The 13,331-nt window shown below is 54.8% G+C and carries 13 protein-coding genes; 1 reads left to right on the forward strand and 12 read right to left on the reverse strand.

Annotation, left to right across the window (positions count from 1 at the left end; all coding sequences use genetic code 11):
* Window positions 1-102: 102 nt before the first annotated feature.
* The 9 genes from FHS18_RS14460 to FHS18_RS14500 form a co-directional block, all read right to left on the reverse strand.
* Window positions 103-876 carry a prolipoprotein diacylglyceryl transferase gene (locus tag FHS18_RS14460; RefSeq protein ID WP_183600764.1) on the reverse strand — a complete coding sequence of 258 codons (774 nt, stop codon included), beginning with the start codon at window positions 874-876 and terminating at the stop codon, window positions 103-105.
* A 216-nt stretch (window positions 877-1,092) separates the two neighbouring features.
* On the reverse strand, window positions 1,093-2,379 hold the full coding sequence (locus FHS18_RS14465; RefSeq protein ID WP_183600765.1) for an adenylosuccinate synthase: 1,287 nt from the start codon (window positions 2,377-2,379) through the stop codon (window positions 1,093-1,095).
* A 175-nt stretch (window positions 2,380-2,554) separates the two neighbouring features.
* On the reverse strand, window positions 2,555-3,919 hold the full coding sequence (dnaB, locus tag FHS18_RS14470) for a replicative DNA helicase (RefSeq protein ID WP_183600766.1): 1,365 nt from the start codon (window positions 3,917-3,919) through the stop codon (window positions 2,555-2,557).
* A gap of 30 nt (window positions 3,920-3,949) precedes the next feature.
* Window positions 3,950-4,393 (reverse strand): 50S ribosomal protein L9, encoded by a 444-nt coding sequence (gene rplI, locus FHS18_RS14475; protein ID WP_183600767.1) that lies wholly within the window; start codon window positions 4,391-4,393, stop codon window positions 3,950-3,952.
* Window positions 4,390-6,351, reverse strand: a complete 1,962-nt coding sequence (locus FHS18_RS14480) for a DHH family phosphoesterase (protein ID WP_183600768.1) — start codon at window positions 6,349-6,351, stop codon at window positions 4,390-4,392. The genes rplI and FHS18_RS14480 overlap by 4 nt, the downstream gene beginning before the upstream one ends.
* 19 nt (window positions 6,352-6,370) lie before the next feature.
* Window positions 6,371-7,261, reverse strand: a complete 891-nt coding sequence (locus FHS18_RS14485; protein ID WP_183600769.1) for a DUF2232 domain-containing protein — start codon at window positions 7,259-7,261, stop codon at window positions 6,371-6,373.
* A gap of 189 nt (window positions 7,262-7,450) precedes the next feature.
* Complete coding sequence (locus FHS18_RS14490; RefSeq protein WP_246427642.1) at window positions 7,451-9,508, reverse strand: amidohydrolase family protein; 2,058 nt, start codon at window positions 9,506-9,508, stop codon at window positions 7,451-7,453.
* A gap of 132 nt (window positions 9,509-9,640) precedes the next feature.
* Window positions 9,641-10,078, reverse strand: a complete 438-nt coding sequence (locus FHS18_RS14495; protein WP_183600770.1) for a CBS domain-containing protein — start codon at window positions 10,076-10,078, stop codon at window positions 9,641-9,643.
* 131 nt (window positions 10,079-10,209) lie between these two features.
* On the reverse strand, window positions 10,210-11,310 hold the full coding sequence (locus FHS18_RS14500) for an LCP family protein (protein WP_183600771.1): 1,101 nt from the start codon (window positions 11,308-11,310) through the stop codon (window positions 10,210-10,212).
* Between the two features lie 228 nt (window positions 11,311-11,538).
* On the opposite strand from FHS18_RS14500, the gene FHS18_RS14505 reads away from it, so the two are divergent.
* Window positions 11,539-11,886, forward strand: a complete 348-nt coding sequence (locus FHS18_RS14505; protein ID WP_183600772.1) for a DUF4870 domain-containing protein — start codon at window positions 11,539-11,541, stop codon at window positions 11,884-11,886.
* A 121-nt stretch (window positions 11,887-12,007) separates the two neighbouring features.
* On the opposite strand, the gene rpsR is transcribed toward FHS18_RS14505, so the two are convergent.
* Genes rpsR through rpsF form a run of 3 tightly spaced genes read right to left on the reverse strand, consistent with a single transcriptional unit; the run spans window position 12,008 to window position 13,204 of the window.
* On the reverse strand, window positions 12,008-12,286 hold the full coding sequence (gene rpsR / locus FHS18_RS14510) for a 30S ribosomal protein S18 (RefSeq protein ID WP_183600773.1): 279 nt from the start codon (window positions 12,284-12,286) through the stop codon (window positions 12,008-12,010).
* 18 nt (window positions 12,287-12,304) lie between these two features.
* The gene (gene ssb / locus FHS18_RS14515) at window positions 12,305-12,868 is read right to left on the reverse strand and encodes a single-stranded DNA-binding protein (RefSeq protein WP_183600774.1); all 564 of its coding nucleotides are present in this window, start codon (window positions 12,866-12,868) and stop codon (window positions 12,305-12,307) included.
* Between the two features lie 51 nt (window positions 12,869-12,919).
* Window positions 12,920-13,204: a 30S ribosomal protein S6 gene (gene rpsF / locus FHS18_RS14520; protein WP_183600775.1), complete on the reverse strand. Its 285-nt coding sequence runs from the start codon at window positions 13,202-13,204 to the stop codon at window positions 12,920-12,922.
* Window positions 13,205-13,331 lie beyond the last annotated feature (127 nt).

Here is a 13,331-nt window from a genome sequence, read left to right on the forward strand (position 1 = left end):
GTTTGCTCGATTTCGACATCAAATTTCTACATCGATTGGCTCCGTTTTATACTGTATCACACGCGCTAAGACGCGATCAAACAAATCGCCCTTTATGAAACATTAATATTTTTTCAGAATCTCCATCATCCGGTCGTACTCTTCCCGGCTCAAATATTGCGCGATCAGCTGCTGCACATCCGTCATCTCGACTTCCGTAAGCCCTTCCTCCATCATCGTCGAGATGTTCTGCCACGCTTCTTGCGGCAGCTTGGTCATCATGACATTGAACAATTCGGCTTTGTCCGCATCGCTAATTTGGCTCTTGGCCGCATTGATTTCTTCCGTGGACATCGCCACGCCGCCCTCTGACGCCTCATCGAGCGCAGAAGCACCGTCATCCGCCGTAGCCCCGCTGTTCGCCTTCGTCCCCGTCCCGCCGCCGATATCCGTTACCGCGCCATCCGGCAGATCGCCGAAGGCATCGACTGCGAGCGGATCGCTGCCGCTATCCTCGTCCGCTGCCGGATCCGTTCCGCTGGCGGTCTCGTCAAGATCCGACGTAGGGCTTGTCGTAGTTCCGCTGCCGTCTACCGCCGTTTTCTCGCCGGTCTTGTCCTCATCAGCGGGATCTTCCGTCGCGGCCTTATCCGCAGGTTCATCCTTGTCCGTCTCAGCCGTCTGCGTCTCCTTCTCCTCCACCGGGTCAGCTCCCCATAAGCCGCCCCATACCCCGCTAAGCGCGACCGGCTGCACTTCGAGCGGCAGGTTGAACTGCTTCAGCAGCGTCTCCACGTAGCTGTTCACGATGTAACCCGTCGTCCAGATCGATAAGAAGCTGATGATTAATCCTGCCGCGACCGTCTTCCCTAACCAGCTTGCCATTTTCCAACCCATTTTGATCATCCTCCGCGTGCGAATGCACCGCCGTACCTCCTTGGGAGGGGCGCCTGCATCCCCAATTCATACTTCTTAGTATGCGCATCGCGGACTTGAACCATTCACCAGGCCTGGTTAAAAATGTTACACCCTCCCCTCTATTGCCCTATCCGCTGATGCCCCCTGGACGCAAAAAAGAGCAGCGATTGCTCGCTGCTCTTATCTTCTGATCGACTAGACGTAGATCGGCATAACTTGGTTCGTCTGCTCGCGGTTGCGGCCGACGGAGAAGATCGCGATCGGGATGCCTGTCAGCTCGGATACGCGCTCAACGTAGCGGCGCGTATTCTCTGGAAGGTCATCGAGCGTCTTCGCATTCGAGATATCTTCGCTCCAGCCTGGCAGCTCTTCATAGACTGCCTCGCACTCGGAGATCAGCTTCAGGCTCGCCGGGTAATGCTCGATCACTTCGCCGCGAAGCTTGTAGTGCGTACAGATCTTGACCGTTTCAAGGCCCGACAATACGTCCAGCGAGTTGAGGGACAAACCTGTAATGCCGCTGACACGGCGTGCGTGGCGGACAACGACCGTATCGAACCAGCCGACACGGCGCGGACGGCCTGTTACCGTACCGTACTCATGGCCGCGGTCGCGGATCCAATCGCCAGTCTCGTTCGCCAGTTCAGTCGGGAACGGGCCGTCGCCTACGCGAGTCGTGTAAGCTTTGGCTACGCCGATGACTTGCTGAATCTTGGACGGACCTACGCCGGAACCGATGCAGACGCCGCCAGCGGACGGATTCGACGAAGTTACATACGGATATGTACCTTGGTCGATATCGAGCATGACGCCTTGCGCGCCCTCGAACAGTACTTTCTGCCCACCGTCAATCGCATCGTTCAGCACGACCGACGTATCGGTGACGTATGGACGAAGCACCTCTGCATAGCCGAGGAACTCCTTCAGAATGCTCTCCACGTCCAGTCCTTCGCTGCCGTACACTTGTTGAATCACTTGGTTCTTCTCGACTACGAAGCGGCGCAGCTTCTGCTCGAACTCTTCCGCATCCATCAGATCCGCTACGCGGATACCGTTGCGCGCAGCTTTGTCCATGTAGCATGGGCCGATGCCTTTGCGCGTCGTGCCGATCTTGTTGTCGCCCTTGCGCTCTTCTTCCAGACCGTCCAACACGAGATGGTACGGCATAATGATGTGCGCGCGGTCGCTGATGCGCAGGTTTTCTGTCGAGAACCCGTTGTCATGTATATAGTTGATTTCATCGATGAGCGCGGATGGGTTGATAACCATGCCGTTCCCGATGACACAAGTTTTATTCTGATTGAAGATACCGGACGGAATCATCGTCAGCTTATATTTCTTGTTGCCGATCATAATTGTATGGCCTGCGTTGTTACCGCCTTGATAACGGGCGACCACGTCAGCGCCTTCCGCGAGGAAGTCCGTAATCTTTCCTTTTCCTTCGTCTCCCCATTGGGTTCCGACAACAACTACCGTTGACATGCTCATACCCCCACTCGGTGCAGGTGCACACCGAAAATTACTGCCAGGTTCGTATGGCAGCAGTCTTAGTGTAGCAATGTTAAAAATCAAAGTCAACAAAAAATCCCGAACAATCGCATGGGCTTACACACGATTGTTCGGGATTGTCGCAACTTCGAACCACAAATAATTGATTTTATGAGGCCTGCCCCGGCTCTTGATGCGTCCGGTCCAAACTGACGAATTTGTTGAAGCTCTTCAGGAACGCCAGCTCCACCGTCCCTACCGGACCGTTACGCTGCTTGGCGATAATGATCTCGATGATGTTCTTCTTCTCGGATTCTTTATCGTAGTAGTCGTCACGGTATAAGAAGGCAACGATGTCGGCATCCTGCTCGATCGATCCGGATTCGCGAAGGTCGGACATCATCGGGCGCTTGTCCTGACGCTGCTCGACGCCACGGCTGAGCTGCGACAGCGCGATAACCGGCACCTCGAGCTCACGAGCGATCTGCTTCAGCGTACGGGAGATCTCGGAGACCTCCTGCTGACGGTTCTCGCCGGCCTTGCCGCGGCCTTGGATGAGCTGCAAGTAATCGATCAGAATCATGCCGAGGCCCCGCTCCTTCTTCAGGCGGCGGCACTTGGCCCGGATGTCGGCGACCGTTATTCCCGGCGTATCGTCGATATAAATCTGAGCTTCCGACAAGGCACTGATCGCCATCGTCAGTTTCTCCCAGTCGTCTCCCTCCAGGTAACCCGTACGGAGCCGTCCCGCATCGACGTTCGACTCCGCGCAGATCATCCGGTTTACGAGCTGCACGGCGCTCATCTCGAGCGAGAAGATCGCGACCGTCTCCTTGGCGCGGACCCCGACGTTCTGGGCGATGTTCAGCGCGAAGGCCGTCTTACCTACGGAAGGACGGGCCGCCACGATGATCAAGTCATTGCGCTGGAAGCCGGCCGTCATTTTATCCAAATCGATGAATCCGGACGGAATCCCGGTCGATGTGCCTTTGTTCGAATACAGCTGCTCGACCTTCTCGAAGGCTTCCATGAGCACCTCGCGGATCGAGATGAATCCGCTGCTCGAACGGCGGTTGGACAGCTCGAGAATGCGCTGCTCGGCGTCGCTGAGCATAAGGCCGATATCGTCGGCTGCCGCATAGCCGTTCGAGACGATCTGCGTCGCGGTGCGGATGAGCCGCCGCAAGAGCGACTTCTCTTCGACGATCTGCGCGTAGTAATCCACGTTCGCCGCCGTCGGAACGGCGTTGCCGAGCTTCGCCAAGTAGCTGACGCCGCCGACCTCTTCGAGCTGTTGTTTGCCTTGCAGATGGGCAGTCAGTGTGACAAGGTCGATCGGCTGATTCGCTTCCCCCAGCTCGATCATGGCTTCATAGATCAACTGGTGAGACGGCGTGTAGAAGTCTTCGCTGCGCAGCCGTTCCATCGTGGTAACCAGAGCCTCTGTCTGCAATAAGACAGCGCCCAGGACCGCTTGCTCGGCCTCTGTATTCTGCGGGGGTACACGGTCAAACATCAGCTGTTCTTCGCTCATTGTTCGCTTGTCTCCTTTACCCTTAGAGTATTATTCCTCCGCTGTCTGCACTTTAAGCGTTGCTTTCACTTCCGGATGCAGCTTCACGGGAACATTCGTGAATCCGATGGCGCGGATCGGCTCGGCGAGCTCGATTTTGCGCTTGTCGATCTTGTAGCCTTGCTTCTCGAGCGATTCGGCGATCTGCTTGCTCGTGATCGAGCCGAATACGCGGCCGCCTTCGCCGGCTTTCGTCTTCACGACGACGGTAAGTTCTCCGAGCTTCGCCGCGAGTGCCTGCGCATCTTCCTTCTCTTTCTCTTTGCGCTTCACTTCGGCTGCCTTCTGAATATCTAACGTCTTGAGGTTGCCTTCTGATGCAGGTTTCACTAAATTCTTAGGCAGCAAAAAATTCCGTACGTAGCCTTCCGATACTTCCTTAACCTCGCCCTTCTTGCCTTGGCCCTTTACGTCTTGCAAAAAGATTACTTTCATTCGAATAACCCCTCTTCCTCATCAAGTTCTTGAAGCACCTGCTTCAGTCGATTGGACACCTCGGTGACCGTTCCTTCTATCTGAGCCGCCGCGTTGGTCAGATGACCCCCGCCGCCCATGCGTTCCATAACGATTTGCACATTCATGTGCCCGAGCGAACGGGCGCTGACGCCGATCAGCCCGTCTTGCCGCTCCCCAATGACGAAGGAGGCGAGCACGTCGGTCATATTGAGCAGCGTATCCGCCGATTGCGCGATGAGCAGCTGGGAATACTTGCGCCCCGGCTCGGTCACAGCGATCGCCACATGCTCGAACATAATCTCCGCATGCTTGATCATTTCGGCTTTCTTGATATATTCGGCCAAATCTTCCTTCAGCATCTTCTGGATCATCGACGTATCCGCCCCGCTTCGGCGCAAGAACGAAGCAGCCTCGAACGTGCGGGAGCCCGTACGCAGCGAGAAGCTCTTCGTGTCGACGGTAATCCCCGCAAGCAAAGCGGTCGACTCCCTCACGTCGAGCACGACGCGGTCATGAATATACTGCAGCAGCTCGGTGACGAGCTCGCAGGTCGAGGAAGCATAAGGCTCCATGTAGACCAGAATCGCATTGTTGATGAATTCCTCGCCGCGACGGTGATGGTCGATGACGACGATCCGATCCGCCTGCTGTATCAGCCGCGGCTCCTTGACCATCGAAGCCTTGTGCGTATCGACGACGACGACCAGCGTACCGGAATCGATCAGGTTGGTCGCTTGATCCGGCGTAATGAACCGTTTGGCGAAACGTTCGTCTTCCTTCAGGTTCTCCATCATTTTCTGGATCGCCGGATTGATGCCCTCTAGCACGATGAACGCTTCCTTGTTGAACAGCTGAGCCGCCTTCATCACGCCGATCGCCGCGCCGATTGCATCCATATCCGGCATCTTGTGGCCCATGATCACGAGATTGTCGCTTTCCTTGATCAGATCGCGCAGCGCATGCGCGACGACCCTTGCCCGCACGCGGGTACGCTTCTCCACCGCGTTGGACTTGCCGCCGTAGAACGACTGTCGCTGGCCAACCTTGACCGCTGCCTGGTCGCCTCCGCGCCCGAGCGCGATATCGAGGCTGGTCTGCGCCCATTGACCGAGCTCCACGATCGTCTCGGCGCCGGCCGCGAAGCCGATGCTGAGCGTCATCGGGATTTTCTGATCGCCGGTCATCTCCCGCACCTCGTCGAGAATGACGAAGCGCGACAGCTCCAGCTGCTTCAGCGTCCGCTGATCGGTGACGATCAGATAACGGTCACTGGTCAACCTTTTGAGATAAACCTGGAACTTCTGCGCCCATTCGGTAATCTCCGTCGTTACCTTGGAGAGGAGCATGCTGCGCTGCTGGTCATCCATTCCTTGGGTCACCTCTTCGAGGTTATCCATCATGACGATGCCAAGGGCGAGCTTCTCTTCCTCATACCTTCTGGCCAGCTCCCAGCGCTGCGTCACGTTGCGCACGTACAGCAGCCGCTCCTCGAAGCGGAACATCAACTCATAGATCGACGAACCGATGGCGACTTCCATCGTCCCTTCCTTGTCTTTCGCTTGCGTCAGTGCCGGGAACAGATCGGTTAACGAATCCCCGATCACCGACTCCCGCTCGAACATATCGGTCACGAACGAATTATGCCATTCCACGGTTTTCTCTTCATTATACAAAATAATGCCAAACGGCAGGTCGCTGATCACTTCCGTGCCGGCCTTCTTCACGCGGTAAGACAGCGTCGCCAAATACGACTTCAGGTCACGCCGGAACGCCCGCTCCGCCATCCATGAGAAGGCGCCTACAGCGCCTGAGAGCACAAGCCCCAGCAGGCCGAGCTTCCACTCGAACCAAGCCAGGGCCACCGTCAGCAGCAGCATCAGCACGAACGCCCACAAGTGGTGCATGCCGTGCCATCTTTTCATCAGAAACTTCGGCATCGCTACTTCGCCCCTGTACTCACGGTTTCTTGAACGCTCTGCGGATCGGAAATGCGGTATCGAATACCCCAATCATCGACAGTGGCGGGAATACGACGATGAGGGCTGCCAGCAGAATCGGAACGATCCGGTTCCAGCCGCGCTCATGTGCGACAAAGAAGAAAAATCCGATAGCTTGAATCGAGAAAGCCATCCGCATGAGCGGTGCCAGATTAAGCAGCGCGACGCCCAGGAACGAGCTGTTCTGATCGGACACGACCATATCAGCTAAGAAAACGATGAGATAATAAAGAACGAAAATTCGCGGCAGCATCCACTCGCGGGCTGGCTGCAGCTTCGGTACCGTGTACCCTGCCTTGGCAAGCGTCGGTCTTGCGATCGCATGCGTAATGACGGTGTACAGGAACGCGACGACGATGAGCGTCATTGGGATGGAGTGAATGAGCGTCTGGATGAAGGCATCCGTCACATCTGCGGTCATATACGCGGGCATCATGCCTTCCGCGCTTATGTTCGACATCGTCTGCCGCATCATATCGCTGATCTCATCCAACATCGATACGCCAAACAGAATGTCGAATAGCACCAGTTCCAGCAGCAGCTCGCCGAGCAGCGTCAACATCGTCGCCGTCAGCACCTTGCGTGCCGTCGCCTGCTTCTTGTACAGATGACCCATTACGATGGCGGGCACCAAGAAGAACAAGCCGACGATAAGCGATGCGGGACCTAGCACAGCCAATGCGATGCCGTAGACAACCAGCATGTGAATAGCAAAAGCCTTTCTGGTTAATGACACGTACAGAATAACCGCCGGAACCATAATGACGATTACGCTCAGGACATTAAGCAGCGGAACTGCGATGGCTAGCAGCATTAGCAGCAGCAACGCGCTCCATACAATAGATTTCATGCCGGTTTTCAACCTGTTCACCTCTTGCAGCTTTAGGTTATGCAATTAAACTTTAATCCCCATTATACCATAAAACAAAGCGCAACTGAGAATGCGCGCCCTCCCGTGAGCCCCTTCAGCCTTGCTATGGCAAAAAGGCGCTCCGCGCGATGCGCGAGAACGCCCTTGACTAGCCGGATGCGCTATTTGTCACGCTTCGATCATCCATGCGTCGCCGTCATTTTCGGCTTTCAATCCGATGCCGGCGAGGAACGAGATCGGCACGAAGGCGCGGTCGCCGATCGAGAGCAGCTCCCCTTTTACCTCGCCGAATTGAGCTTCATATCCGCGTTGCAGCATGAGCATCCCTTGCTTCGGCGCTTCGCTTGGCGTGCTCGCGCTCTGCGTGCCCGCTGCAGCGCTGCCTTGGGCAACCGTGAAGGTACTCGTCACTTTGTCCCACGTGAGCGAGTATCCATGCTCTCCGAGCGCCGCCAGATCGACGTAGCTGGCCTGATTGTAGGACAGCACCGGATAGCTCTTGCCTTCCCATTGCAGCGTGCTCGCTGCCGTCTGAGCGCCGACACGGACGAATTGGCTGCGCAGCGGCTCACCAAGGCGCGCTTTTTTGTTCAACTTGCCGTCTTCCAGCGCGACTTGCCCGGCCACAATCACCACATTGATCCCTGCCGACATCAAATCCGGCTGCTCCACCGTCGAACGGTCATTGATCGTGTTGTAATCGAAAATGACGATATCTGCGTCCATTCCTTTAGCGATCCGGCCCTTCTTGCGGAGCTCGGGCGCCTGCTTCTCCAGCCGCTGCGCCGGCATCAGGCTCAGCTTGGCGATACCGTCCATCAAGGACATAACCTGCTGCTCGCGCACGTAGAGCCCGATTGCCCGCGCGAACGTCCCGGAAGCACGGGGGTGGTTGTTGTGGCCCGGCTCTAGAATCGCGTCGCTGCCGATCATCACGTACGGCGCCTTGAAGGCGTCGATGACCGCTTGCGGCGGAATCGCATAAGCGACGGCCAGCTTGCCTTCTTTCTGATATTGCCGGAAGGTCTGCTCGGTCAAGCGCTCCGTCGTGCCGGCAATCTGCAGATCATTGTACGAAATACGGAACCGGTCCTGCCAGCCCTCGTCGAATCGAGCCGAATTCAGGTAGGTACCCCAGTAATCGTACGGGTATGTACATGCGGTAATATCGTATCCCTGCGCCCTCGCCGCATCGATCAGGCTGAGCGCCTCCGTCATCGAGAACGTTCCGCCCGTACTGTTAATATGGTCAATATGGACAGCCGCGCCCGTCTCTTCCGCGTAAGTAATCAATTCCTGCGTCCCTTCAAGCTCCGTTCCCGGTGCCTCTGCATCGGAATACCGCCCGTGAAAATACACCGGCACATTATACTCCTGCGCAAGCTCCATCAACGGAATAATCTCTTCCTTCGAGATGCCCGGCACATATTCCAGACTGAACGAGATCCCGAGAGCGCCGTTGTTGAGCGCATCTTCCGCCTGCTCGCGCAGCTTGGCGATCTGCTCCGGCTTCGCTGCCTCGTAACGGCTTAGCTTGAATTGGTTGCGCGCCTGCGTGTAGAAGAAGGAGGCGCCGAAGTTAACCGGGGGCATGTCCCGCTCATAATGCGCATACCAAGCCTTCGGGGTCGACGTGCCGCCATGCATCGCAATATTGGAGGTGACGCCATCGCCGATCTTTTGCCAGACGCCCAGCGGATTCGGGTCATAGGACAGATTGTCGATGAAACCCGGCGATACGACGAGGCCGGTCGCGTCGATAACCTTCTTCCCTTGAAGCGGCTTGGCCGTCACGACCTCGATGGTGTCTCCGGTAATGCCGACATTCAATCCTTCCTGATCCAGCTTGGTCTCCGGGTTAATGACACGTCCGCCGGTAATGACGATATCGTATTGCTTGGCGAGATCCGCTTCGGTCACCGTCTTCTCCAGTTCTGCGGCGGGATCAAGAGGCTGTACCTGCCCGCTACCGTCACTCTCTGCCTCAGGGATTCCGTCCTCACCCTCGTCAGCTTGTCCGGCGCCGCTCGTCCCATTACTTGCGCCAGATCCTTCGTTGTTTTCTGCCGTCTCATTCGGCTGCTGTTTCGGGGCAGAGCCGCCGTCTTGTAACAAGGAGTAAGCCAAATATCCGCCGAATGCGATAATAAGCACAACCGCAAGCGTCAACAGTCCGCGCATGGAGCCTCGGCCGCTGCTTCTCTTGCGTTCTTCATGATTACTCATTCTAACGCCTCCTGTGTACACATCTGCATCGCTTGTTTTCATAAAAAAAGCCGCCCTCACAGGAGGACGGCCTCATACCCTATTACCAACTGTTTCCTTTATCCTACTACGATGAAGTCGCCAACGCAAACGTTATCCGGCCGCGATTTCTTTCATGGGCAAGCCGCCGTTCACGATCGTCTTCTCGCAGTAATCGATAATATCGCTCCGGCGAACGATACCGATAAAGCGGTTCATATCATCGATAACGGGTACGAAATTCTGAACCTTCGCCAGCGTAATCAGGTCATCCATATTCGCATCGATACGTACGGCCTTATGCGCAAGGCGAAGCTGAACATCGGCTAGCTTCACCCGGTGGGTTTGCTCGAATGTCAGCTCGGGATTGTTCTTCATATGCCATAACAAATCGCCTTCCGTCACGGTGCCCGCATAACAACCATCCTGGTCCAGGATCGGTACAGCCGTGTAGCGATGATGCTCCATTCTCTCCAGCGTCTGCCTCAGCGTTGCTTCGAGCGGCAGACATACGACTTCTTGCTTCGGTAATAAGAAAAACGCAATATTCATGAAAGGATCTCCCTATTTCATATATAGTCGGCCTCTCGCGGCATTGGTTTGCGTTGCAAGCCGTAAGACTTGGAATGACGCATTGACCGCCAGCTTAAGCCTTGGAGACATCCGATCCGTTCTGCTTCTATTTAAGACTGCGTATGTTCGCTGACCGTCCCGCCGCTTCCCTTCGGCGATCCAGCAGGCGGTGTCTTCGGTTTATATTCATCCGGCAACGGCAGCTGACTGCTCTTCAAGGTTGGATCCAGCCAAGCCTCGATTAACGCATTCACAGCCGCCAAATCATTTTCATCGGCAAAATAATACCACGCCCCGCCTCTCGATTTACGATGCCCCTCCCCTTTTAAGGTATGGCTGTAGATCGTCCGCTGGTTCGATTTCAGCATGATTTTGGCCAAATCAATGATTTGGGTAGAAGTCAGATCGGTCGTAAAATTATCTCCCATTATGTCCATGAGTGCAGGTATTTTCGACCATTGATTGACTTGAGACGCCTTATCCATAATGGCATTCAAAAATACTTGGTGTCTTTCCGTCCGGCTCCTATCTCCTCCCGCATCTTCGCGGTAACGGACATAATTGAGCGCGTCCTTGCCGTTGTACACATCCTGCCCTGCCTTGACGACGAACTTCTCATGGTCGGGATCATCATTCACGAGATCTTCCGTGATCGGCAGCGGGATGCCGCCTATCGCGTCAATGACGTTCCGGAATCCATTGAAATTAATCGTCGCATAGTGATCCACGCGGGAGCCGAATAAGTTTTCTACCGTCTCCACCGACATCTTCGCGCCGCCGAATGCATAGGCATGCGTGATTTTGTCTTCCCACGGATCACCATTCTTCTTCGTCTTGCCTACAATAGGAGTGTACGTGTCTCGCGGGATGGATACCATCAGAATGGTTCCGTCCTCCGGGCGAATGACGGTATAGATCATCGTATCCGACCGGCCGATCTCATCCTCGCGTTGATCAACGCCGAGCAGCAGCAACGATAGCGGCTCTTCCTTCTTGTAGGTGGCAATCGGTTTGGCTTCACGTCCAGTAAGCGGTTTGTAGGAGTGATCGAGCTTCTCCTTCACCTGATCGGCGAAGAACAGATCGAATCCCCATGACGCCAGCCGCGTACGATTGGCATATCCGGCAACGCCGGATACAAGAACGACAGCGAGCAGCGCAGCCACCCATTTCCATCTACGTGATGTACGTGCCTCTTGTTGTTGTGTCATGAATGGCTTAACCCCTAACTCCTTTATCTATATAAACGGATCGCCTTTAGTTTAAACGATATAGCCAAGACGAAAGTTACAACTTGGTAACGATTGGATGCTTAAGGTTTGGTGAATCCCGCTGACAGTTTGTTCGATCGCGTGTCACTTGCCAAGCCTTGAGGGCATAGTTTGCCTTACTAACGAATAAGTAACACTAGGACATATTCGGGAAGGGAGACAAGTCTTATGCAGCCTTATATGCCGGACCGTTCATCGACCGGAATGGACCCCAGGCTGGTTGGTCTGCTTTGCTATTTCGGCCTTTGCATTACAGGTGTTATTTTTCTTGTCTGGGAGAAGCAAAGCCGATTCGTGAAGTTCCATGCCCTCCAGTCCATTCTGGTCTCAATCGCCTTGATGGTAATCAATATTGTGCTCGGCTTGCTGCCGATTATCGGGTGGATTATTGGCATTTTCTTCGCTCCGTTCTGCGTCATCCTCTGGATTGCCATGATGGCACTCGCCATGCGTGGACGCTGGTTTAAGCTGCCGCTTATCGGGGAGTATGCCGAACGCCAGTCGCAGTTGTTTTGATTCGTATCACAGTTAGAGCGACAGCAGCTGCAGTCGTTTACAATGCCAAGAAAAACAAAAACAGCCGACAAAGTCGGCTGTTCCGTTAGATCTTCCGTAAGCGTACATGTACGCGGGAAGACTATTCTGTTGTGTAAGGCAGGAGCGCTACTTGACGGGAACGCTTGATAGCGATCGTCAGGAGACGTTGGTACTTCGCGCTTGTTCCTGTTACGCGGCGTGGCAAAATTTTTCCGCGCTCGCTGATAAATTTACGGAGCAAGTCCGTGTCTTTATAGTCAATGTGCGAAATTTTATTAGCCGTGAAGAAGCAAACTTTACGACGTTTGTTACGGCCTTTACGACCGCCGAATTTGCGTTCTGGACGCTCATCGCCGCCTTCTCTTTGCTTGAAGCTCATATTCATCCGTCCTTTCAGTTAGAATGGCAAATCATCTTCCGAAATATCGATCGGGCGTCCGTCATCCGAGAACGGATCACGATTGTCGTTCCGCGAAGATCCTCCGGATCCACCAGATCGGCTTCCACCGCCGTAAGAACCGCCGCCGCCACCATAATTGCCTCCGCCGCCGCTGCCGCCCTGGTTTCCACCATAGCTGCCGCCGCCGCCTTGACCGCCACCGCCGCCGAAGCCGCCCGATTCTTCGCGCTGTCCGCCTTGTTCACGATTGGATTCCAAGAAACGAACGTTATCGGCAATTACTTCCGTCACATAGACGCGTTTGCCTTCGTTGTTCTCGTAGTTCCGCACTTGAATGCGACCTTCCACCGCCGCAAGACGACCTTTACGCAAATAATTCGCACATAGCTCAGCGAGTTGACGCCAGGTAACAACCGGAATGAAATCCGCTTCCCGTTCTCCGCCGCTTTGGAACGGACGGTCTACTGCAAGCGTGAATTGCGTAACCGCAACGCCTGCCGGGGTATAACGCATCTCCGGATCTCTCGTCAATCTGCCGATAAGAATAACACGGTTCAACATCGACATTCGCCTCCAATCAAACATTCCTTACGTAATGTAGACGACTTATAATTAAGCAACGTCTTTAACAACCAAGAAACGGATAACTTCATCCGTAATTTTCATGACGCGGTCAAGCTCAGCAACAACAGCTGGAGTGCCGTTGAAATGAACGAGAACGTAAATACCGTCACGAACCTTGTTGATCTCATACGCAAGGCGGCGTTTACCGATTACGTCTTGCTTTGTAACCTCTCCGCCGTTCGAGATGATTGCTTGGAACTTCTCGGTAAGAGCTTGTACCGTTTCTTGTTCCGCATCCGGACGAATGATGTACATCACTTCGTATTTGCGCATTCTGATTCACCTCCTTTTGGACTAGCGGCCCCCTCTAAGGGAGCAAGGAGCGAGTAATTCCTCGCATACCATAACACTATACCAAATCCTTATGGCTAATAGCAAGCAAAACAATTCAACTTTCGAC

Origin of the sequence: Paenibacillus phyllosphaerae (genome assembly GCF_014192105.1) — a bacterium.
Lineage (GTDB): Bacteria > Bacillota > Bacilli > Paenibacillales > Paenibacillaceae > Paenibacillus_Z > Paenibacillus_Z phyllosphaerae.

Excerpts from the sequence above, each read along its gene's own strand:
- FHS18_RS14460 (WP_183600764.1), bottom strand. The coding sequence starts at position 876 with ATGGGTTGGAAAATGGCAAGCTGGTTAGGGAAGACGGTCGCGGCAGGA.
- FHS18_RS14465 (WP_183600765.1), bottom strand. The coding sequence starts at position 2,379 with ATGTCAACGGTAGTTGTTGTCGGAACCCAATGGGGAGACGAAGGAAAA.
- dnaB (WP_183600766.1), bottom strand. The coding sequence starts at position 3,919 with ATGAGCGAAGAACAGCTGATGTTTGACCGTGTACCCCCGCAGAATACA.
- rplI (WP_183600767.1), bottom strand. The coding sequence starts at position 4,393 with ATGAAAGTAATCTTTTTGCAAGACGTAAAGGGCCAAGGCAAGAAGGGC.
- FHS18_RS14480 (WP_183600768.1), bottom strand. The coding sequence starts at position 6,351 with ATGCCGAAGTTTCTGATGAAAAGATGGCACGGCATGCACCACTTGTGG.
- FHS18_RS14485 (WP_183600769.1), bottom strand. The coding sequence starts at position 7,261 with ATGAAATCTATTGTATGGAGCGCGTTGCTGCTGCTAATGCTGCTAGCC.
- FHS18_RS14490 (WP_246427642.1), bottom strand. The coding sequence starts at position 9,508 with ATGAGTAATCATGAAGAACGCAAGAGAAGCAGCGGCCGAGGCTCCATG.
- FHS18_RS14495 (WP_183600770.1), bottom strand. The coding sequence starts at position 10,078 with ATGAATATTGCGTTTTTCTTATTACCGAAGCAAGAAGTCGTATGTCTG.
- FHS18_RS14500 (WP_183600771.1), bottom strand. The coding sequence starts at position 11,310 with ATGACACAACAACAAGAGGCACGTACATCACGTAGATGGAAATGGGTG.
- FHS18_RS14505 (WP_183600772.1), top strand. The coding sequence starts at position 11,539 with ATGCAGCCTTATATGCCGGACCGTTCATCGACCGGAATGGACCCCAGG.
- rpsR (WP_183600773.1), bottom strand. The coding sequence starts at position 12,286 with ATGAGCTTCAAGCAAAGAGAAGGCGGCGATGAGCGTCCAGAACGCAAA.
- ssb (WP_183600774.1), bottom strand. The coding sequence starts at position 12,868 with ATGTTGAACCGTGTTATTCTTATCGGCAGATTGACGAGAGATCCGGAG.
- rpsF (WP_183600775.1), bottom strand. The coding sequence starts at position 13,204 with ATGCGCAAATACGAAGTGATGTACATCATTCGTCCGGATGCGGAACAA.